Origin of the sequence: Pseudomonas quasicaspiana (assembly GCF_021147825.1) — a bacterium.
GTDB lineage: Bacteria > Pseudomonadota > Gammaproteobacteria > Pseudomonadales > Pseudomonadaceae > Aquipseudomonas > Aquipseudomonas quasicaspiana.
This window is the reverse complement of sequence record NZ_JAGTPI010000002.1, coordinates 168,294-187,801: the sequence shown is the minus strand read 5'-3', so window position 1 is coordinate 187,801 and position 19,508 is coordinate 168,294. Positions and strand designations below refer to the sequence as shown.

The window sequence follows — 19,508 nt, the reverse complement described above, 5'->3', positions numbered from 1 at the left end:
GCAATTAACTTTAGCAAGGAGCTAAATCATGAGCATTCAAAACAGAGACTGGCATGCGCAAGACGACAAAATGCCAGGCGTTAATACCTTAAAAGTATCTGGCATCGTGTCGCTACCTTACCACCTCCAGGCAGTTCTGGTTCGCAGTGAATCCCCCGCTGCCGGTAATCATCTAGGCCTCGATCTGATGGTTGAAAGCAGAAAGGACGAAATCACCCTGCCGGTGGAGAGGGATGAAACAGAACTGTTTGATAGACCGGTCAGGTACACGCAATCCAGTGGCGCAAGCATCACCGGGGTCAGTATCTTTTACAAAGGCAAGCTGCTGGCAAGCATCGATGACGTGCAAGTCACTCATTGATAAACACGGATTGGTTTCATAGCAGTGAACTGCTGCCGGCTACTTTCGGGTAGCTGGTAGCAGTTTTTGTACAGGAGTCGAAGCGATCAATCCTCGTGAGACTTGATCGACTTGGGCGAAAGACGAAGACTGCGCAAGCTGCGCTTCACGCTCTTGAGGTGGTTGACCAGACTTGGGCCACGCGCCATGGCAACGCCCATCGCCAACACATCGATGACTACCAGATGCGCGATGCGCGAAGTCAGAGGCGTATAGATTTCGGTGTCTTCATGCACATCAATCGCCAGATTGACTGACGACAGTTCAGCCAGTGGTGTCTGACTTGGACACAAAGTGATCAACGTCGCACCGGTCTCGCGAACCAGATTCGCCGTGATCAGCAGATCCTTGGAGCGCCCGGACTGGGAAATGCAAACAGCGACATCTGATGGGACCAGTGTAACCGCCGACATGGCCTGCATGTGCGGATCCGAATAAGCCGCCGCGCTGAGCAACAGCCGGAAGAACTTGTGCTGAGCGTCAGCCGCTACCGCACCCGACGCACCAAACCCGTAAAACTCGACCCGCTTGGCTGCCGCCATGGCAGTCACAGCCAGCTGCAACGCATGGGGATCAAGGTTTTCGCGAACTTCCATCAAGGTATGCAGCGTGGTATCGAAAATCTTCAGGCTGTAGTCAGCGACCGAGTCATCTTCGTGGATCGCGAACTGGCCGAAGCTCGCCCCGGCAGCCAGACTCTGCGCCAGCTTGAGCTTCAGGTCCTGAAAGCCGGTACAACCAATGGCACGGCAGAAGCGCACGATAGTGGGCTCGCTGATACCAACGCTGTGCGCCAGATCGGCCATGGAACTGTGCATCACAGCCGCAGGGTCAAGCAGCACGTGGTCGGCGACTTTCAGCTCCGACTTGCGTAACAGATGGCGTGACTGGGCGATGTGTTGCAGCAGATTCAAAGGGGCAGACTCGGCAAAGGTGCATGGGACGGGATGTAGCTTTTTTGTAGTTATACTACATGACCTGCGGGACGCCCAGTTAAACGCTCCTTTGATCATGAATCGCAGTTCGCCCGGCGCCCGTAGCCTACCTTGATGCCTATCCCCCTCACGTCCCGACAACCGCTCGCCACCCGTCGCCAGATGCTGCTTTTGTCGATTCGCGCAAAGCATGGTTTGCCCGGTTTCGCTCGGCACCCTAGAATGCGTCGATGCGCGATGATCTCTCCCTTCTGCTTAATTCCCTCAACGATGCCCAACGTCAGGCCGTAGCTGCCTCCGTGGGTCGTCAGTTGGTCCTGGCCGGCGCTGGTTCCGGCAAAACCCGTGTGCTGGTGCATCGCATCGCCTGGTTGATCCAGGTCGAGCAAGCCTCGCCACATTCGGTCCTGTCGGTGACGTTCACCAACAAGGCGGCAGCAGAAATGCGCCACCGGATCGAACAACTGATGGGCATCAACCCGGCAGGCATGTGGGTGGGCACGTTCCACGGCCTTGCGCACCGCTTGTTGCGGGCACACTGGCAGGAAGCCAATCTGGCGCAGACCTTCCAGATTCTGGACAGCGATGACCAGCAACGCCTGGTCAAGCGCGTCATGCGCGAGCTGGGGCTTGATGAACAACGCTGGCCCGTCAAACAAGCCACGTGGTTTATCAACGGTCAAAAAGACGAAGGCCTGCGCCCGAAGCATATTCAGGCCAGCGGCGATCTGTTTCTGACTACCATGAAGTCGGTCTATGAAGCCTATGAGGTCGCCTGTCAGCGTGCCGGCGTGATCGATTTCTCCGAGCTGCTGCTGCGTGCACTCGACCTGTGGCGCGACAATCCCGGCCTGCTTGCTCACTATCAGCGCCGCTTCCGCCATGTGCTGGTGGACGAATTTCAGGACACCAACGCCGTGCAGTACGCATGGTTGCGCTTGCTGGCGCAGGGTGGCGACAGCCTGATGGTGGTCGGCGATGACGACCAGTCGATTTACGGCTGGCGCGGCGCGAAGATCGAGAACATCCACCAGTATTCGTCGGACTTCCCGGACACCGAAGTCATTCGTCTTGAGCAGAACTATCGCTCGACCGCCAGTATTCTCAAAGCGGCCAACGGCCTGATCATCAATAACAGCGGCCGCATGGGCAAAGAGCTGTGGACTGATGTCGGTGATGGCGAGCTGATCAATCTGTACGCGGCATTCAACGAACACGACGAAGCCCGCTACGTGGTTGAAACCATTGAAAGCGCACTCAAGACCGGTCTTGCCCGTAGCGAAATCGCCATTCTGTATCGCTCCAACGCCCAATCCCGGGTGCTTGAAGAAGCGTTGCTGCGCGAGCGAATTCCGTACCGCATTTATGGCGGCCAGCGCTTCTTCGAACGCGCCGAAATCAAGAACGCCATGGCTTATCTGCGCTTGCTGGAAGGCCGTGGCAACGATGCGGCACTGGAGCGGATCATCAACGTGCCGGCCCGTGGCATCGGTGAAAAAACCGTCGAAGCGATTCGTCAGCATGCTCGCCATGCCGATGTCTCGATGTGGGAAGCCACTCGCCAACTAATCGCCAATAAAGGTCTGACCGGCCGTGCGGCAGGCGCGCTGGGCGGTTTCGTCGAGCTGATCGAAAACCTTGCCGCCAAGGTCATGGAGATGCCGCTGCATTTGATGACGCAAACCGTCATCGAGCAGTCCGGACTGATCAACTACCACAAGGAAGAGAAAGGCGAAAAAGGCCAGGCTCGGGTAGAAAACCTTGAGGAATTGGTCAGTGCCGCGCGCAACTTCGAAAACAACGAAGAAGACGCCGAGCTGACCCCGTTGGCGGCATTCCTCGGCCATGCTTCGCTGGAAGCCGGGGATACCCAGGCCGAAGAGCATGAAGACAGCATTCAATTGATGACCTTGCACAGTGCCAAGGGCCTGGAATTCCCTTACGTGTTCCTGGTGGGCATGGAAGAAGGCCTGTTCCCCCACAAGATGAGCCTGGAAGAACCGGGCCGTCTTGAAGAGGAACGGCGTCTGGCATATGTCGGCATTACCCGCGCCATGCAACAGCTGGTGATGACCTACGCGGAAACCCGTCGCCTGTACGGCAGCGAGACCTACAACAAGGTGTCGCGCTTCGTACGTGAAATTCCGCCGCTGCTGATTCAGGAAGTGCGCCTGTCCAACAGCGTCACTCGACCTTTCGGCGGCACGCAGAAGGTCAGCAACAGCAGCCTTTTCAATGGCACCGGCATTCCGGAGACAGCCTTCAGCCTTGGGCAGCGTGTGCAGCATGCGGTGTTTGGCGAAGGCGTTATCCTGAACTTCGAAGGCGCTGGCGCTCAGGCGCGTGTCCAGGTCAACTTCGCCGAAGGCAGCAAGTGGCTGATGATGGGCTACGCGAAGCTGGAAGCTATTTAGACTGCTGACTCGTTTTCTGAATGGAAATACTTCCTGTGGGAGCTGCCCCGGCGTCCTGACACCACGCTGTCGCGCAGCAAACACGGGACCTGTAGGAGTGAGCTTGCTCGCGATTCGATCTGTTGGTCGATGAATATATTGCCTGTGCTGAAGCTATCGCGAGCAAGCTCACTCCTACAGAAAATGCATTCCAGATCAGGTAGTTATTATCTTGTTTGACAGGAGCTGGGCTTGCCCGCGATAAGGTCAACGCGGTTTCATGTGAATCGTATCCAGCCTTATCGCGGGCAAGCCCAGCTCCCACAGACAGCAGTGATGCAGCGGCAGATTGAATCAGCCACCGGTCACCTCCATATAGATGACACTGTCCGGCGATCTGTCCTACAGAACTTTCAGCGAAGCCCTACGGACCAATCTAAATAGGGTCTTCGGCAATCACGCAAAAGCCGGAAACACTTGGCCGCTAGCCAGACACATATGCCCTATGCAATATGGCGCGCGTGCAATCCACAAAACGGGAATACCCTTATGCAACGTTTTCTAAGCATCGCTATGGCGTTGTGCATCGGGCTCACCATGAGCTTCGAAGCCAACGCTGCGCGTTTCGGTGGTGGCAAGAGCATGGGCTCGGCGCCAAGTCACCAGTCGCGCCAAGCCACTCCGACCACTCCAGCCGCAGCACCAACCGCTGCTGGTCGTCCTGCTGCTAGCGGTGCTTCCCGCTGGCTCGGCCCATTGGCCGGTATCGCTGCTGGCGGCCTGCTCGCTTCCATGTTCATGGGCGACGGCTTCCAGGGGATGCAGATCTTCGACATCCTGATCATGGCGGTCATTGCCTTCCTGATCTTCCGCTTCATCGCGGCCCGTCGTCGTAAGCAACAAGGCGAGCAAATGGCTACCGCCGCTGGCCCGATGACTTATCAGCGTGAAAACGCTCAACAGCCTGCCCAGAATTCCATCTTTGGTGGTTCGGGTGCAGCATCGGCAGCCGCTCCGGTGATCAACGCTCCGGCCTGGTTCAACGAAACCCGCTTCCTTGAAGCTGCTCGTAGCCACTTCCAGTCGCTGCAACAGCACTGGGATGCGAACGAAATGGACAAGATCGAAGAGTTCGTGACCCCACAGATGCTGCAGTTCCTGAAGAAAGAACGTGCGGATCTGGGCGACGCCTTCCAGTCGACCTATATCGACAATCTGAACGTGCAACTGGACGGCCTGGATGATCGTGCAGACAAGACCATCGCCACGCTGACATTCAGCGGTGTGTCCAAGTCTTCGCGCTTCGATCAGGGTGAAGTGTTCAGCGAAAGCTGGAACATGGAACGCCCACAAGGCGATAATCAGCCTTGGCTGGTTGCAGGTATTCGCCAGAACGGTTGATCCAGACCGCTCCACGCGTAAGCAGAAACCCCGGACTTGTCCGGGGTTTTTGTTTTATCCGTTGGGATAGTTATTTTGAGAAACGCTTTAAGCTACTGTATAAACCGCGCCATCAAGTCAGAGGAGCCAGGCCGTGGAAGAAGTCATTGAACAATTACGCGAAGCGAATGAACCTGTTCCGGTTCCGCTGGAACTGCCCGACGAGGATCAACTCGTTGAGGTAGAAGAACAGCTGTTCATCAACATCCCCTTCGTCTTCAAGGAATTTCTCCTGACCGTGAGCGACGTGGTGTACGGCAGCCTGGAACCGGTGACCGTTACCGACCCCGGATCGCACACTTACCTGCCGGAAGTCGCCGCGTCAGCCTGGGACATCGGCGTGCCGCGCGAGCTGATCCCGATCTGCCAGGACGGTGAAGACTACTACTGCGTCGAAGAAGACGGCACCGTGGTGCTGTGGTCTGGCGAAGAAGAGCTGGTCACCGAAGAAAGCTGGGAATCGGTATGGCACTGGGCGCGGGACGTCTGGCTGGAAAGCTGAGCTGCATTACCTGGATCTGTAGGAGCTGCCGCAGGCTGCGAATAGCGGTGTGTCAGGCAAACCGCTATCGGCGCCGTCGTAACCTCCGACAACTCCTACAGTACCCGGATTTATCAGGTTTCAACCGGGCCGCTAATGCCCGTTCGACTCCTGGTTATTCCCCAGCGTCTCCAGCAACGCGATCTGCATGCGCGTATGCACTCTGATGAACCAGCGCCATGCCACTGCGGCGACAATGGCGGCAATCACGGCGATTAGAATCAGCAGTTCGTTGGTCGGCAGGATGCTGGCGGACAACGCCGCGAGCATCACGAAGATCACCAGTAAAGACAGCAGCGGGATCACCTCGGCGATCACCTTGCGCACTCGCGCCGTGTGCCGACCCGCCATCTCCGGTTTGACGCCCATCTCAGCCAGCAGCATCGACAGCGCTTTGAGCTTGCGATAAGCCGCGATCAGGAAGGGCAGTGAGAGCAGCAATGCAGCGCCACAGATCCAGGCTTTCTGTTGCCCAACGTCGCTGACCCAGTCGCTGATATACACGCCGATACGCTCGGCGAAATAGCCTCCGCAGAAGAATATGGCCACGACCAGGGCCAGATTGACCCCGACCTGCAACAGAATCCGCCGAATCATCGATGCCAGCAGCGCGCCCTCGCCTTGTGGCTGGATGCTTCGCAGCCACTCACCGTACATGCCGAACACCCGCGCCACGCGGCGAGGCATGATGCTCGCCAACTGATTCGACAACGGATCGGCACCGCGAATCAGATAAGGCGTTAGCAAAGTTGTGATAACGGAAACCGCGACCGCCACCGGATAGAGGAAGTCGCTGGTGACCTGCAAGGTCATGCCCAGCGCCGCGATGATGAAGGAAAACTCGCCAATCTGTGACAGGCCCATACCCACCCGCAGCGAGGTCTTGCCATCGTTACCGGCGAGAAAGGCACCCAATCCGCAGGACAACATTTTGCCGAGGACAACCGCTACGGTGATCACCGCAATCGGCCAGGCGTATTGCACCAGAATCGCAGGATCGATCATCAAGCCAATGGCAACGAAGAAGATCGCGCTGAACATGTCTCGAATAGGCTCGATCAAGCGTTCAATTTTCAACAATTGCCGCGACTCGGCCATGATCGCGCCAATCAGGAACGCGCCCAGTACCATGCTGTATTCGAGCTTTACCACCAGCAGACAGAAGCCGAAGCACAGGCCCAGCACGGTGATCAGCAACATCTCATTGCTTTCAAACTTCGCCACGTAAGCCAACAAGCGCGGCACTACGAGAATACCGATCACCAAGGCGACGATCATGAACAGCGACAGCTTGCCGACGGTAGAAAACACCTCGCCCGAACTGACTGAGCCACTGACGGCGATCCCGGACAACAAGGCAATGATGCCAATGCCCAGAATGTCTTCGACGATCAACACGCCAAAGATCAACTGCGCAAAGGGCTGGTTTTTCATCTTCAGGTCATTGAGCGCTTTGACGATGATGGTCGTCGAAGAAATCGCCAGGATCGCGCCAAGGAATAGCGAATCCATGGTGCTCCAGCCGAAGTACTGACCGATTTCATAACCGATCCAGATCATCAGGGTGATTTCGAGAAACGCCGCAATGAACGCTGTTGCCCCAACCTTGAATAACTTGCGCAGGCTGAATTCCAGCCCCAGACAGAACATCAGGAAGATCACCCCCAGCTCGGCGAGGGTCTTGATCGTGTCTTCGTCGTGGATCAGGCCGAACGGCGGTGTATGCGGGCCGATGATGAAACCGGCGACGATGTAGCCCAGCACTACAGGTTGTTTGAGGCGATGAAAGAGGATGGTCACAACACCAGCCACCAGCATGATCACCGCCAAATCCTGAATAAAGCTGATGGCATGCATGGGTCCGGCTCCTTATGAAACGCATTGCTGATGGCCGAACTCTCATCAGGACGACGGAGAATTCAGCCACTGCAGTGCAGAAATCTGATTAATTTGTAAGAAATTGCCCGATCCACGGGCTTTTGCAGGTTAACACCGCGCATTCATCGATAAAGCCGGTGCAATATATGGAAACAGATCGGCTGCACGCGTGACGGCCTCAAGCCAGCAAGCGTCCCGATAACTGTCACACACCGCTTGAATCCGTAAGCACCGTCATAAGGTGCAATTTCTGAACCGCCTTGATCGTGAGTACGCTATGGAACCCGGAAACGCCCAGCTGTCGATGACTGTATTGATGACCCCGGACATGGCCAACTTTTCTGGCAACGTACACGGCGGCACCCTTCTGAAATACCTCGATGAAGTTGCGTATGCCTGTGCGAGCCGCTACGCAGGGCGTTACGTGGTGACGCTATCAGTGGATCAGGTGATATTTCGCGAGCCGATTCATGTGGGTGAATTGGTGACCTTTCTGGCGTCGGTGAACTACACCGGTAATACCTCAATGGAAGTCGGCATCAAGGTCGTCACGGAAAACATCCGCGAGCGCTCGGTGCGCCACACTAATAGCTGTTTCTTCACCATGGTCGCCGTGGACGATCAGCGCAAGCCGGCCAGCGTGCCGCCGCTGGAGCCAGAAAGCCTGGACGGCAAACGCCGCTACATTCAGGCGCAACAGCGTCGGCAAATCCGCCAGGAGCTGGAAAAGCGTTATCAGGAAATCAAGGACGAGACGCTCTAAGGCGAGACTCAACCCCGGTATATCAGGCAATACAGACTATCAATTGGAATGCTATTCCTGTGGGAGCCGGGCTTGCCCGCGATATATGAGACGCAGATATAAGATACACCGCGTGATCGTTTATCGCGGGCAAGCCCAGCTCCCACAGGGAACCGTGCTGACCACACTCTACAACCGCACCGCCTCAAACCTCACCCGAGGATGAGCCGTGCGGTCCTGGGCGCGGACCAGCTCCAGTTCGTAGCTGCCGCACGCCTGGGTCTCCAGCAGCACTTCATGGACCGCGGCGGCGGCAAATTCAAAAGCCGCAACCAGTTCATCACCCAGCAGTACGCGCGCCAGGAACAACCCGGACGTGAGATCGCCCACCCCCACTGGCTGGCGCGGAAAGGCCAGTAGCGGGCGGCGCAAGTGCCAACTGCCATCGGCGGTCACCAGCAACATTTCAAAGCCGTCAGCGGGCTTGCCGGGGTAATCCACATGTTTGACCACAATGGCTTTCGGGCCCCGGTCCAACAAGGCACGCGCCATGGCCACGCAATCGGACAACGACTCAGGTTTGCGGCCGGAGAAGCTATCCAGTTCCAACTGGTTCGGGCACATGAAGTCCGCCACAGCTGCCGCTTCTTCGAGCAGAAAATCGCTGACTTCCGCGGGCACGCTGCAGCCCTTCTCGGGATGCCCCATCACCGGATCGCACAGATACAGCGCGTTAGGGTTGGCCGCCTTGATCCGCTCAACGCCCACCAGAATCGCTCGGCCTTGGGCAGCGCTTCCCAAGTAACCGGAGAGCACTGCGTCGCAATTGCCCAACTCGCCAATCGCCGCGATGCCCTCGATGAGCGCGGGAATCTGTTGCGGGGGCAACACGTCGCCTGCCCACTTTCCATACTGGGTGTGGTTGGAAAACTGCACAGTGTTCAGCGGCCAGACATTCACCCCGATTCGCTGCATCGGAAACACCGCAGCGCTGTTGCCTGCATGGCCGAAAACCACATGGGACTGGATGGCGAGCAAATGGGGTGTACGTTTCATCTAGGGTTCCTGAACACGATGCAAATGCAGTAGTAAGAAATTTAAGTCGCGCAGTATGGCTGCAAAACCCCGGAGACAGTTAAGCTGGTGGCACTTTGTTGGAGTGCTTCTTCATGCTGACCCTGGGAAACATGTTTGTCCTGATGCTTTTGGCCACCGGTGCGGCATGGCTATGGCACGCCCACGGTTTGCGCGAAAGAGCGCTGGAGCGGGTCAAACAACACTGCGCGAAACTGGATATAGAGTTGCTGGACGGCAACGTGGCCTTGCGTAAGCTGACGTTTGCCCGGGACTCACAGGGCCGCAAACGTCTGGCCCGTGTGTATAACTTTGAGTTCACGGTGACCGGCGAGCAGCGTCACCCAGGCACCATCACCATGTTTGGTGCCCACAGTGCGCAGATCGAACTGGCGCCCTACCCGTTCGAGATGAAAACGCCGCCCCCGAGTGCAGAAATCATCCAGCTGAGCCAATGGCGGCAAGAACACAACAAGTGGAAGCAGTAGATTTCGCGCCGTGTGTGGATAGCTTGTCAGAGCAAACACGTAGCCAGTTCAGCCTGTAAGCGCGGTTCATCCTGAGGCTGTGTGAAAATCAATTCCAGCCGTGAATCCCGTCGCCACTCACTGACTTGCCACTGCACAGTATCCCCCGCGACAGCATTGCCTGACACCCAACCTCTTTCGCTGTGAATCACCAGTTTGGCGCGACGCCAGTTCATTCCCTGCAACCATATTTCCACACGGGTCAGATCCAAACGCTGGCTGGGGTGCCAACGCCAGCCGATGCTCCAGCCTTCCTGTTGAGCCTGACTGAGACAAATCGGTTGTACTGGATCAGCCCATACAGCAGGAAGCTGCCCCAGGCTCTTGGGGATGGCGAGGTTATCCACAGCAGATTTATCCACAAGCAGATCGGGCCGTGCTGAAATGCCGGGCAACTCAGCCAGTGAGATCCGGCCCTGCTCTGTCCAGATCAACTTGCCCGCAGGCAACTGTTCAATGAGCCTCTGGCGCGCCGCAGCATTCAGATCCGCTGATTTATTCAGTACCAGCAACCCCGCAGCAGTCAGCGCCGAAGCCTGACTGGGCGGCAGCGGATGCCCCGTCGCCAGTGCGGCTGCGTCGAGGACCATCACGCTGGGCTGAACCGTGAGCACACCCAGCCAGGGCGCTTGCTGCAACTGTTCGATCAACTGCACGGGATGGCCAAGGCCGGACGGCTCGATCAGCAACCGATGGGGTCTGGACTTGCGCAGTAAACGACCCAAGCCAATCTGAAAGGGCGCGCCGTTGACACAGCACAGGCAACCGCCAGCCACTTCGCCAAGTGCGATACCATCGGCGGCCGTGGTCAGCAGTGCGGCGTCGAGGCCGATCTGACCGAACTCATTGATGAGGATCGCCCATCGTTCATCTGCCGGCTTTTGCGCCAACAGATGTTTGATGAGGCTGGTCTTGCCAGCCCCCAATGGTCCGCCGATGACGTGGGTCGGGATGTTCTGCAGCATGGTGGTCGCTTATGACGAAGGCGTTTAAGGCCAGAATCGGGATGTTTCTGGGGATGTTACTGGCAACGGGTGCAGGAAACGCACAGGCCGAGGCGTGTCTGGTACACAGCCAGGCCGAGCGGCTGGACGTGAAAGTCTGTCAGGCCAATCGCAACATACCGCCCAAGCTGTTTCACGACGGCTTTTGCCAGCCGCAACTCGCTGGGCAGAAAACCGATGTGACGTTCCTGGAGCAATGCCCCACTGGAGCGTTTGGAATTTGCAGCAACGCACAAGTCGCCAATATGCCTTATCGCGAAGACATTCACTATTACGGCGTCGCCAGCGATGCGCAGTACTTGAAGCCATTTTGCGAGGGGCAGAGTCAGGGGAAGTGGCTGGTGCCTTGAGGGGCGGGCTTGCAATGCAACGGTAGGAGCGAATTCATTCGCGAAGCGGTGTTCCAGATGACAAAAATGTATCGGTTATAGCTGCCTCTTCGCGAATGAATTCGCTCCCACAGGTCAGCGTTACAGATCAAACAAACGTATTTGCCAGTCTCAAGCCAACCAATCCAGGGTCAACAGTAACCGCCGCTCATCACGCTGCAACGGCGGCGAGCGGTGTACCAGGCCTTGGCCTTCGTTGCCAACCCAGCGCTCGCCCTTGAGCAACGCTACATCGCCACAGTTGATCTGCCTGATATTCAGCGCATCCGAAGGCTCGGCCTGAGGTTTGCCCAGCTGGCTGCGATCAATGGCCCCCTCTCTCAGCCATTGGCTGCCAATGCCCGCGTAAGTGGTGATCAAGCGCACCGGCACATGATCGACATGGAAACGCGGACACATGGCTTTATCCAGTACTCGCAGCCGAACGCCTACACGTTTGGCGCCCAGCAGGCAGGCGTAAGCGCTGATCAGCCATGACACGTCGGCGATGAAACCCTCATAGCCTTCAAGGTCAGCATAAGCAGAGGCGAAGGTCTGGAGGTCAGGCTGAGCGTTCTCATCACTGATCTCCAGCGTAATGGCCTCCGCAAGCGGCTCGTTCAAAGAGAGCAGTAATGCGCCAAAGTCCTCGATGTGCGCAGGCAACTGACGCTGCCAGACTGCCAGATTCACATCATCCTCCAGTACTTGGCTGAGAATGGCCGGAGTGTCGCCCTGCACCTGACGAATACGGGGCTGCCACTTCAATACCGTCGCTAACATCACGCCACCTCCATTTCATGCCATGGGCCAAACGGATCGGGTAGCGCCACCCAGCCATTGGTGCCCAGAGCCATCTCGGCGTCCGTGAGCAGGCAGTTATCCAGCTCAGCGGTGAGCTGAGCAAAGTCGATGTTCTGGCCGATGAACACCAGTTCTTGCCGGCAGTCACCGGTTTGTGAGGTCCAGTTGTCCATGATTGCGGTGATGTTTTCTTCATCCTGAGGCCAATGCGCACGCGGCACGAACCGCCACCAGCGGCCAGCGAAACCATGACGCATCAACCCTCCGGCCTGAGACCAACTGCCCGCATCCTGATGCTTGCTGGCCAGCCAGAAGAAGCCTTTGGAGCGCAGCAGTTTGCCGTTGGTCCATTCCCGATCAATGAAGCTGAAGAAACGCTCCGGGTGAAACGGCCGCCGAGCGCGGTAAGCCGTCGAAGCAATGCCGTATTCCTCGGTTTCCGGCGTATGTTCGCCGCGCAACTCCTTGAGCCAACCGGGTGCGAGTGACGCCCGCTCGAAATCGAAACGACCGGTGTTGAGGATCTTCGCTAACGGCACCTCGCCCATCACCATCGGAATTATTTCGGCATTCGCATTGAGTCGCTGCAGGATGGCGATCAGCTCTTCGCGCTCGCTGGAACTGATCAGGTCGATCTTGCTGAGCAGAATCACATCAGCGAACTCGATCTGTTCGATAAGCAAATCAGTGATCGAGCGGTCGTCGTCTTCACCCAAGGTCTCCCCCCGGGTCGCGAGGCTCTCGGCGGCCTGATAGTCGAGCAGGAAGTTCACCCCGTCGACGACCGTGACCATGGTGTCCAGCCTAGCCATGTCGGTGAGGCTCTTACCGGCCTCGTCGCGAAAGGTGAAGGTCTCTGCGACTGGCAACGGTTCGGAAATACCGGTGGATTCGATCAATAAATAATCAAAGCGCCCGTCTTGGGCCAGACGGCTGACTTCTTCGAGCAAGTCCTCGCGCAGGGTGCAGCAAATGCAGCCGTTGCTCATCTCGATGAGTTTCTCTTCCGCGCGGTTCAGGCTCACATCACGCTGAACTTCGCCGCCATCGATGTTGATTTCGCTCATATCGTTGACGATCACGGCGACCCGCAGAGCCTCGCGATTGCGCAGAATGTAGTTCAACAGTGTGCTTTTACCGGCACCGAGAAAGCCGGACAGCACGGTTACGGGAAGACGGTTTGGCATCGGTATTCTCATCAGGTTGCAGGGTTTAGACCCTGTTCGCATGGCGGCGCGAGGCACCGTTCAATCACCCGAAGATGTTATAGTATAACAATGCAAGTAGTAAACTGTCTTTGTAGGAGCGCGCTTGCCCGCGATGCTTTCTGTCAGTCGATAAATATGTCGTCTGCGCTGACGCAATCGCGGGCAAGCGCGCTCCTACAGGGCCCATTTTTGCTGCGCGACAGCGGGGTGTCCGGTGCTAATCTGAGTTCACACAGAACCAGTGGGAGCGAATTCATTCGCGAAGAGGCCGGGACGTTCACAGCACCTTTATCGCCAGAATGCCACCTTCCCGGATATATCCGGTCCCACGAGTCTCTGTTTGCCGCAAGACAGCGTGGTGACAAGACACTCAAAGCTCCGAGAGTAGAAAGCTAAACCTGGCCGGCCCGCTTCTGCTCCTGCTGCCACGCCATGTACGAATCAATCGGCGGATTACGCTGAAAATAGCGCTGCAACCCTTCAAACAATCCATCCGCCACCGCCTGTTGATGGCGGGCCGTCACAAGCCGCTGACTGTCTTTGGCATTGGAGATGAATCCGGTTTCCACCAGAATCGACGGCACATCCGGCGATTTGAGAACGGCGAAGCCAGCCTGTTCGACGCGTTTCTGGTGCAGGGTGGTGATGTTCGCCAGGCTACCGAGAATGGTATTGCCCAGCTGCAGGCTGGCGGCGATGGTGGCGTTCATCGACATATCGAGAATGACCCCGGCCAGCATCGGGTCCTTGTCTTTGAGGTTGAGCAAGCTGGTTGCGCCCAACAAGTCCGCGCCATTTTCGCGCTGTGCCATGAAGCGTGCAGTGGCGGAGGTAGCGCCGCCCTCGGACAAAGCAAATACTGATGCACCGGAAGCCGTCAAACGCGGTGCTGCGTCGGCATGCACCGAGATAAACATGTCGGCGTTGTGTTTGTGAGCAATCTCAACGCGCTTGCGTAGGGGTACGAAGAAGTCATCGTTGCGCACCAGTTGCACATCGAAGCCTTTCTCCCGCTTCAGTCGCTTGGCCAACAGCTGGGCAATAGACAACACCACATCTTTTTCCCGCTCGCCCTTGGAACCTACCGCGCCGGGGTCCTTACCGCCATGTCCCGGATCGACCACCACCATGATGTTGCGCTTGGGGTGCTGCTTGTCACTGACCACCGGCGCACGTTGCACCGGCTGCGCCGCCAGTTGTTGTGGAGCGGCCCCCTCTGCGCCCAGGTCCAGAACCAACCGATGGCCCTGATCGCCAGCAGGCCCGAGCAGAAAGCTGTTGAGCTTCACAGGCCCGGTCAGATCAAGAACGATGCGCGTGTCATCACCCTGACCGTAATGCCCGGAGCGGATGGATTTGATCAGCGTGTCTTGCAGTGCAAGCTGACTGAAATCACCACTCAGGCGCGCGCCGCTTATATCGATGATCAGTCGGTCAGGTGCGCCGAGGGTGAAGGTCTTGTATTGCACTGGACCACTGAGATCCAGCACCAGCCGGAGTTTATCGGCAGTACGCCACAGGCGGGCGTTGCGGATCTGGGCTGCGTTGACGCCCAATGGCAAGGCAAAGGCGGCACTGGCCAGCAAGAAATTGAGCAGAATTTGACGGCGATGCATGCGGTGACCCATTCGAAGGTGAAGAGCATCCCGGCCCAAAAAAAAGAAATCGTCGAAATTATAGTTATAGTATAACGTGATGATTTACCTGACAGATGGCCTCTTTCATGAAACTTGCTTCACTTCCGGATATCGCCGCACAAACTTCCCGCCAGACACAGCCGCTGGATTGGGTAGGTATGTGTGGCATCGCCATGCCAGTGCGCATTGAGGGACAGCACGTCAGCGCCAAGGTCGATGCGGGGGTGAGTCTGGATGATGGCAGCGCCAGAGGCATTCACATGTCGCGTCTGTACCTCGCGCTTGAATCACTGGAAGACAAAGAGCTGAGCATGCACTCGATCCGGCAGGTGCTGATGAGCTTTCTCGACAGTCACGACGGCTTGTCCCGGCGTGCCTATCTAAATATTCACACCGAGTGCTTACTGAAACGTCCGGCGCTGATCAGCCCGTTGGCAGGCTGGAAAGCCTATCCAATCAGCATCTTGGCGAGCGCTGAAAACGATATGTTCCACGTGGAACTAAAAATTGACGTGGCCTACTCGTCCACCTGCCCCTGCTCAGCGGCGTTGGCCAGGCAGCTGATCCAACAGCAATTCGCTGCGGACTTCGCCAGCACCGAGCTTGAGTTTCAACGTGTTCTGGAATGGCTAGGGACTGCGGAAGGCATCGTTGCAACGCCGCACAGCCAACGAAGCACTGCGCATTTACATGTGCAACTCGATGATTTATCTCAAGAATTACCGCTTCTTCACTTGATTGATCAAGCTGAAGCTGCGCTCGGGACCGCCGTACAAACGGCAGTCAAACGAGCAGATGAGCAGGCCTTCGCATTGGCGAACGGGCAGAACCTGATGTTCTGCGAAGACGCTGCCCGCCGCCTGCATCACGCATTACAGCTCAATCCGACGCTGAAGGCCTTCACGGTGAAGGTGGTGCACGCCGAAAGCCTGCATGCCCACGACGCTGTCGCTCAAAGCAGTTGGAGCGCCGTGGGGAGTAAGCCTATCAAGTCCGCGGTTTGACCGCACCGCACTGCGCGCCCTGCCATACCGCACGCGTGTCCATGCTGCCGTTCTGCTGCTGGCCGGTGGCATTGAAGGTGCCGATAACGTGGGTGGTGAACTCTCGGTCACTCAGGAACTGAGCCTGGCCGTTGCCTTGGGCTTTCGGGCAACTGAAGGTGAATTTCCAGTTTTTGCCGTTGCGTTCGGTGATGCGCTGCGTGCAGCCGGACTTCGGATCAGTCAGCGGGATGTCATCGCCTTTGACCTGAGCATCGGTCAGACAAAAGCGCACGCCTTTACCCGCGAGCGTTACGCCTTGGTTTTCAAGATTGCGCTCGACCATGGCACGCTGTTCTGGCGGCAGGTTTTTCAGCTGCCCCAGAATCATTTGCAGGTCAGGCATGGCCTGTCCGTCCACTTGCATGTTACTGGACGTCAGCTCCCACAAGCCGGGTTGCAGCATTTGCGCCTGAGCCAATGGCGCGACCAGACAGCACATCAATGCCAAGGTGGACTTCTTCATTACTGGATCCTTGTTCAACCCATAAGGGACAGGAGCAACCGAACGTGGTCGCCGGACGATGAGGCTTAGACGGCAGATCATGCAGCCAGTTGCACCGCGAATAAAATAGCGACAATCCGCACCCACTGTGGTCTGTTAAGCAGCAATAGTGCGTAAGGAAAGATCACGAATGGATTACCACAGCCCGTATTTCTTCGGCTATGTCATTGGATTCATTCATCTGCTCGGGATTGTCGCCGCGATTCACGCATTGCTGACAGTGCGGACGGCACAAGGCTCGATCGCCTGGGCAATGCCGCTGGTATTTATTCCCTACTTCACCCTGATTCCCTACCTGGTGTTTGGCCGTAGCTCCTTCGATGCGTATATCAAGGCGCGACGTCAGGCCAACCAGGAAATGCGCACCGCCATCAGCGACATGAACTGGCGGCCCTGGATTGAAGAGGCGGTCGCCGCCAGACGCTCAGAAGTGTATGCGTCACTACGCGCTATGCCAAAACTGGGCAACACCCCGGCACTCGCCAACAACGAAGTGAAGCTGCTGATCAATGGCGAGGCGACATTCAGTGCAATCTTCGATGCCATCCGCGAGGCGAAACAGACAGTCCTGATTCAGTTCTTCATCATCCATGACGACGCACTGGGCCGCCGTTTGCAGGACCTGCTGTTGGAGAAGGCCGCAGAAGGCGTGGCCGTGTACGTGCTTTTCGACGGCATTGGCAGTCACGCACTGCCGGGCAGCTACAGCGAAAAACTGCGCAAAGGTGGCGTGCAGATCAAGGCATTCGCAACCCGTGGCGGCTGGCTCAACAGGTTCCAGATCAACTTCCGCAACCACCGCAAGATCGTAGTCGTTGACGGTACGAAAGGCTTCCTCGGCGGGCATAACGTCGGCGACGAATACGTCGGGCTCAAGCCACCTCTCGCGCCGTGGCGTGACACCCATGTGCAAGTGATCGGGCCTGTAGTTGCTTGCCTGCAGGAGTCGTTTGCCGAGGACTGGTTCTGGGCGACACGCGAGTTGCCGCCTTTGAGCCTGCCGGACAGTTTTCCGGAAGACGGCCTGCTCTGCCAACTGCTGACCAGTGGGCCCGCAGACAAACAGGAAACATGCTCGTTGTTTTTCGTCGAAGCGATTCACGCGGCGACAGAGCGGGTATGGATAACCAGTCCGTACTTCGTGCCCGATGAAGCGGTGTCGGCAGCCTTGCACCTTGCAGTGTTGCGCGGCGTTGATGTCCGTCTTCTATTGCCGTCGCGCCCGGATCATTACGTGGTGTATGCGGCCTCAACGCTGTTCGCCTTCGAAGCGGTACGCGCCGGCGTACGGGTGTTCCGTTACGGGCCAGGCTTCATGCACCAGAAGGTCGTGCTAGTGGATAACGAGATCACTGCGATCGGCAGCGCCAACCTCGACAACCGCTCGTTCCGCCTGAATTTCGAACTGATGTTGCTCACGGTCGACAGCGATTTCGCCAGCGAGGTGGAGCAAATGCTCAACGATGATTTCGCGTTGGCGCATGAGGTTTCAATCGAGGAAAGTAGAGAGACGCACCACTTGCAACAACTGGGCATGCGCGTGGCGCGTTTGATATCCCCGATCCTGTGAGGTGACAAGAGACCTGCTCCTATCAACAAAAAATAACTATCTAATATGTAATGCTTTTCTGTAGTCGCTCAGGAGCACCGCGATTCAGCGATCGCGCTCCGTCTGATGCACCGCCATCGCGGCTCCCCGTGCTCGTGCGCGTCTACAGAGACTGAGTGAAAACTACTGCGCGTTGATCAATTAACGATAGATGTCGGCCCGCGTCCACGGCAGATCATGACTGCCATCCGCACGAGGTTTGACTGCCAGAATCTGATGCAGGTTGATCCAGCCGTGGGCAAACCCGTAAGCGCAGCCAGCCAGGTACAAGCGCCAGATCCGTAACGTCTGTTCCGGGACCATGGCAGCGGCCTGCTCCAGATGCGTTTCCAGCCGGGAGCTCCAGTGCTCCAGGGTTTTCGCGTAATGCAGGCGAAGGCTTTCGACATCGACCACTTCCAGCCCAGCCTCGCTGATGTCAGCGCTGATTCGCGATACGTGGGGTAACTCGCCGTTCGGGAAAACATAGCGGCCAATGAACTCACCCGCCCCACGCCCCACCGGGCGACCGTCGATATGCTTGGCGGTAATACCGTGATTCATCACCAGCCCGCCCTCCTTCACCGCGCCAAACAGACGCTGGGCGTAAAGCGCCAGGTTGGCGTGGCCGACGTGCTCGAACATTCCGACGCTGACTACTTTGTCGAAGCGACCGTCCTGAGGCAGATCTCGATAGTCCAGCAACTGCAGGTCAACCAACTTCTCCAGACCTTCAGCCATGACCCGGTCTCTGGCCAGCTTCAGTTGCTCGCGACTCAAGGTAATGCCGAGCACTTTCACGCCATATTCACGGGCGGCAAAGCGGGCCAATCCACCCCAGCCACAGCCGACATCCAGCAAATACTCGCCCGGTTTGAGCCGCAACTTGCGGCACAGGTGATGGAATTTGTCCTGCTGCGCCTGCTCGAGGCTTTCATTGCCGGTTTTGAAATAGGCGCAGGAATACACCATCTCCTTGTCCAGCCAGAGCTGATAGAACTCATTGGAGACATCGTAATGGTAGGAAATCGACGCCGCATCGGTGGCTTTGTCATGGGGGCAGCGAGTCGGGCCACCCTCCTGATCTTCGTCACCCAGCGCCTGGGTCAGCTCATCGCAAACCCGCATGACTTCACTGATGGAGCCTTCCATGTCCAGCCGGCCTTCCACGAAGGCACTGCCAAGAAGGTCGAGGCTTGGGTGGGAAAAATCGGAAACCAGTTGGGGGTCTTTGACGAAAATCGTCACGCTCGGCGTGGGCCCGAGGTCGAGTTCATGACCGTCCCAGAGCTTGAGACGCAGCGGAAGGTGCAGATTCTGTAAGGCCGGTGGAAGTTGCGCGAGCATTTGAGTAAACCCCCAATGATCAAGAACTTGAAAAGCGTAGTTGAGGATCAGTTCTGAATTAGAACCAACCCGCT

At 57.3% G+C, this 19,508-nt stretch carries 18 protein-coding genes; 9 read left to right on the top strand and 9 right to left on the bottom strand.

The genetic code is table 11. From position 1 onward, the window contains the following. Positions 1 to 28: 28 nt before the first annotated feature. Complete coding sequence (locus KDX30_RS02865) at positions 29 to 361, top strand: hypothetical protein (RefSeq protein WP_231674911.1); 333 nt, start codon at positions 29 to 31, stop codon at positions 359 to 361. Between the two features lie 86 nt (positions 362 to 447). Here KDX30_RS02865 and hexR read toward each other — a convergent pair whose 3' ends face one another. After that, positions 448 to 1,314: a transcriptional regulator HexR gene (gene hexR, locus KDX30_RS02860; RefSeq protein WP_027902358.1), complete on the bottom strand. Its 867-nt coding sequence runs from the start codon at positions 1,312 to 1,314 to the stop codon at positions 448 to 450. A 251-nt stretch (positions 1,315 to 1,565) separates the two neighbouring features. On the opposite strand from hexR, the gene uvrD reads away from it, so the two are divergent. The 3 genes from uvrD to KDX30_RS02845 all read left to right on the top strand — a co-directional run bounded on the left by uvrD (position 1,566) and on the right by KDX30_RS02845 (position 5,670). Further along, the gene (uvrD, locus tag KDX30_RS02855) at positions 1,566 to 3,749 is read left to right on the top strand and encodes a DNA helicase II (RefSeq protein WP_122398230.1); all 2,184 of its coding nucleotides are present in this window, start codon (positions 1,566 to 1,568) and stop codon (positions 3,747 to 3,749) included. Between the two features lie 528 nt (positions 3,750 to 4,277). Continuing rightward, positions 4,278 to 5,129: a Tim44 domain-containing protein gene (locus KDX30_RS02850; RefSeq protein WP_027902356.1), complete on the top strand. Its 852-nt coding sequence runs from the start codon at positions 4,278 to 4,280 to the stop codon at positions 5,127 to 5,129. A 133-nt stretch (positions 5,130 to 5,262) separates the two neighbouring features. Continuing rightward, positions 5,263 to 5,670: an SMI1/KNR4 family protein gene (locus KDX30_RS02845; RefSeq protein ID WP_027901704.1), complete on the top strand. Its 408-nt coding sequence runs from the start codon at positions 5,263 to 5,265 to the stop codon at positions 5,668 to 5,670. 132 nt (positions 5,671 to 5,802) lie between these two features. Here the strand turns inward: KDX30_RS02845 and KDX30_RS02840 are convergent, their stop codons facing one another. Next, positions 5,803 to 7,566: a cation:proton antiporter gene (locus tag KDX30_RS02840; protein ID WP_231674910.1), complete on the bottom strand. Its 1,764-nt coding sequence runs from the start codon at positions 7,564 to 7,566 to the stop codon at positions 5,803 to 5,805. Between the two features lie 298 nt (positions 7,567 to 7,864). Here KDX30_RS02840 and KDX30_RS02835 point away from each other — a divergent pair, with 298 nt between their 5' ends. Next, positions 7,865 to 8,350: an acyl-CoA thioesterase gene (locus KDX30_RS02835; RefSeq protein WP_020291647.1), complete on the top strand. Its 486-nt coding sequence runs from the start codon at positions 7,865 to 7,867 to the stop codon at positions 8,348 to 8,350. Positions 8,351 to 8,518: 168 nt separating this feature from the next. Here KDX30_RS02835 and pdxY read toward each other — a convergent pair whose 3' ends face one another. After that, on the bottom strand, positions 8,519 to 9,385 hold the full coding sequence (pdxY, locus tag KDX30_RS02830; RefSeq protein WP_122398228.1) for a pyridoxal kinase PdxY: 867 nt from the start codon (positions 9,383 to 9,385) through the stop codon (positions 8,519 to 8,521). Between the two features lie 113 nt (positions 9,386 to 9,498). Between pdxY and KDX30_RS02825 the strand changes: the two genes are divergently transcribed. Then, on the top strand, positions 9,499 to 9,891 hold the full coding sequence (locus tag KDX30_RS02825) for a DUF3301 domain-containing protein (protein ID WP_027901708.1): 393 nt from the start codon (positions 9,499 to 9,501) through the stop codon (positions 9,889 to 9,891). 26 nt (positions 9,892 to 9,917) lie between these two features. On the opposite strand, the gene KDX30_RS02820 is transcribed toward KDX30_RS02825, so the two are convergent. Continuing rightward, positions 9,918 to 10,895: a CobW family GTP-binding protein gene (locus tag KDX30_RS02820; RefSeq protein ID WP_122398227.1), complete on the bottom strand. Its 978-nt coding sequence runs from the start codon at positions 10,893 to 10,895 to the stop codon at positions 9,918 to 9,920. A gap of 53 nt (positions 10,896 to 10,948) precedes the next feature. On the opposite strand from KDX30_RS02820, the gene KDX30_RS02815 reads away from it, so the two are divergent. Further along, the gene (locus KDX30_RS02815) at positions 10,949 to 11,284 is read left to right on the top strand and encodes a hypothetical protein (RefSeq protein ID WP_049827088.1); all 336 of its coding nucleotides are present in this window, start codon (positions 10,949 to 10,951) and stop codon (positions 11,282 to 11,284) included. A gap of 150 nt (positions 11,285 to 11,434) precedes the next feature. Here KDX30_RS02815 and KDX30_RS02810 read toward each other — a convergent pair whose 3' ends face one another. From KDX30_RS02810 to KDX30_RS02800, 3 genes are all read right to left on the bottom strand, one after another. After that, positions 11,435 to 12,085 carry a DUF1826 domain-containing protein gene (locus KDX30_RS02810; protein ID WP_231665566.1) on the bottom strand — a complete coding sequence of 217 codons (651 nt, stop codon included), beginning with the start codon at positions 12,083 to 12,085 and terminating at the stop codon, positions 11,435 to 11,437. Further along, positions 12,085 to 13,293: a zinc metallochaperone GTPase ZigA gene (gene zigA, locus KDX30_RS02805; protein ID WP_231665565.1), complete on the bottom strand. Its 1,209-nt coding sequence runs from the start codon at positions 13,291 to 13,293 to the stop codon at positions 12,085 to 12,087. Before zigA ends, KDX30_RS02810 begins: the two co-directional genes overlap by 1 nt. A gap of 413 nt (positions 13,294 to 13,706) precedes the next feature. Next, positions 13,707 to 14,930: an N-acetylmuramoyl-L-alanine amidase gene (locus KDX30_RS02800; RefSeq protein WP_231674909.1), complete on the bottom strand. Its 1,224-nt coding sequence runs from the start codon at positions 14,928 to 14,930 to the stop codon at positions 13,707 to 13,709. Between the two features lie 107 nt (positions 14,931 to 15,037). Between KDX30_RS02800 and folE2 the strand changes: the two genes are divergently transcribed. Then, positions 15,038 to 15,955, top strand: a complete 918-nt coding sequence (folE2, locus tag KDX30_RS02795) for a GTP cyclohydrolase FolE2 (protein WP_231674908.1) — start codon at positions 15,038 to 15,040, stop codon at positions 15,953 to 15,955. Here the strand turns inward: folE2 and KDX30_RS02790 are convergent. Next, positions 15,939 to 16,460: a DUF3617 domain-containing protein gene (locus KDX30_RS02790; protein ID WP_027902491.1), complete on the bottom strand. Its 522-nt coding sequence runs from the start codon at positions 16,458 to 16,460 to the stop codon at positions 15,939 to 15,941. The genes folE2 and KDX30_RS02790 overlap by 17 nt on opposite strands. Before the next feature lie 169 nt (positions 16,461 to 16,629). Between KDX30_RS02790 and cls the strand changes: the two genes are divergently transcribed. After that, entirely contained in the window at positions 16,630 to 18,069 is a 1,440-nt protein-coding gene (cls, locus tag KDX30_RS02785; protein ID WP_231674907.1) for a cardiolipin synthase, read from the top strand. Between the two features lie 180 nt (positions 18,070 to 18,249). Here cls and cfaB read toward each other — a convergent pair whose 3' ends face one another. Beyond that, entirely contained in the window at positions 18,250 to 19,434 is a 1,185-nt protein-coding gene (gene cfaB, locus KDX30_RS02780; RefSeq protein WP_231674906.1) for a C17 cyclopropane fatty acid synthase CfaB, read from the bottom strand. Positions 19,435 to 19,508: the final 74 nt, after the last annotated feature.

Coding starts and splice junctions, on each gene's coding strand:
- KDX30_RS02865 (WP_231674911.1), top strand. CDS start 29: ATGAGCATTCAAAACAGAGACTGGCATGCGCAAGACGACAAAATGCCA.
- uvrD (WP_122398230.1), top strand. CDS start 1,566: ATGCGCGATGATCTCTCCCTTCTGCTTAATTCCCTCAACGATGCCCAA.
- KDX30_RS02850 (WP_027902356.1), top strand. CDS start 4,278: ATGCAACGTTTTCTAAGCATCGCTATGGCGTTGTGCATCGGGCTCACC.
- KDX30_RS02840 (WP_231674910.1), bottom strand. CDS start 7,566: ATGCATGCCATCAGCTTTATTCAGGATTTGGCGGTGATCATGCTGGTG.
- KDX30_RS02835 (WP_020291647.1), top strand. CDS start 7,865: ATGGAACCCGGAAACGCCCAGCTGTCGATGACTGTATTGATGACCCCG.
- pdxY (WP_122398228.1), bottom strand. CDS start 9,385: ATGAAACGTACACCCCATTTGCTCGCCATCCAGTCCCATGTGGTTTTC.
- KDX30_RS02825 (WP_027901708.1), top strand. CDS start 9,499: ATGCTGACCCTGGGAAACATGTTTGTCCTGATGCTTTTGGCCACCGGT.
- KDX30_RS02820 (WP_122398227.1), bottom strand. CDS start 10,895: ATGCTGCAGAACATCCCGACCCACGTCATCGGCGGACCATTGGGGGCT.
- KDX30_RS02815 (WP_049827088.1), top strand. CDS start 10,949: ATGTTACTGGCAACGGGTGCAGGAAACGCACAGGCCGAGGCGTGTCTG.
- KDX30_RS02810 (WP_231665566.1), bottom strand. CDS start 12,085: ATGTTAGCGACGGTATTGAAGTGGCAGCCCCGTATTCGTCAGGTGCAG.
- zigA (WP_231665565.1), bottom strand. CDS start 13,293: ATGCCAAACCGTCTTCCCGTAACCGTGCTGTCCGGCTTTCTCGGTGCC.
- KDX30_RS02800 (WP_231674909.1), bottom strand. CDS start 14,930: ATGCATCGCCGTCAAATTCTGCTCAATTTCTTGCTGGCCAGTGCCGCC.
- folE2 (WP_231674908.1), top strand. CDS start 15,038: ATGAAACTTGCTTCACTTCCGGATATCGCCGCACAAACTTCCCGCCAG.
- KDX30_RS02790 (WP_027902491.1), bottom strand. CDS start 16,460: ATGAAGAAGTCCACCTTGGCATTGATGTGCTGTCTGGTCGCGCCATTG.
- cls (WP_231674907.1), top strand. CDS start 16,630: ATGGATTACCACAGCCCGTATTTCTTCGGCTATGTCATTGGATTCATT.
- cfaB (WP_231674906.1), bottom strand. CDS start 19,434: ATGCTCGCGCAACTTCCACCGGCCTTACAGAATCTGCACCTTCCGCTG.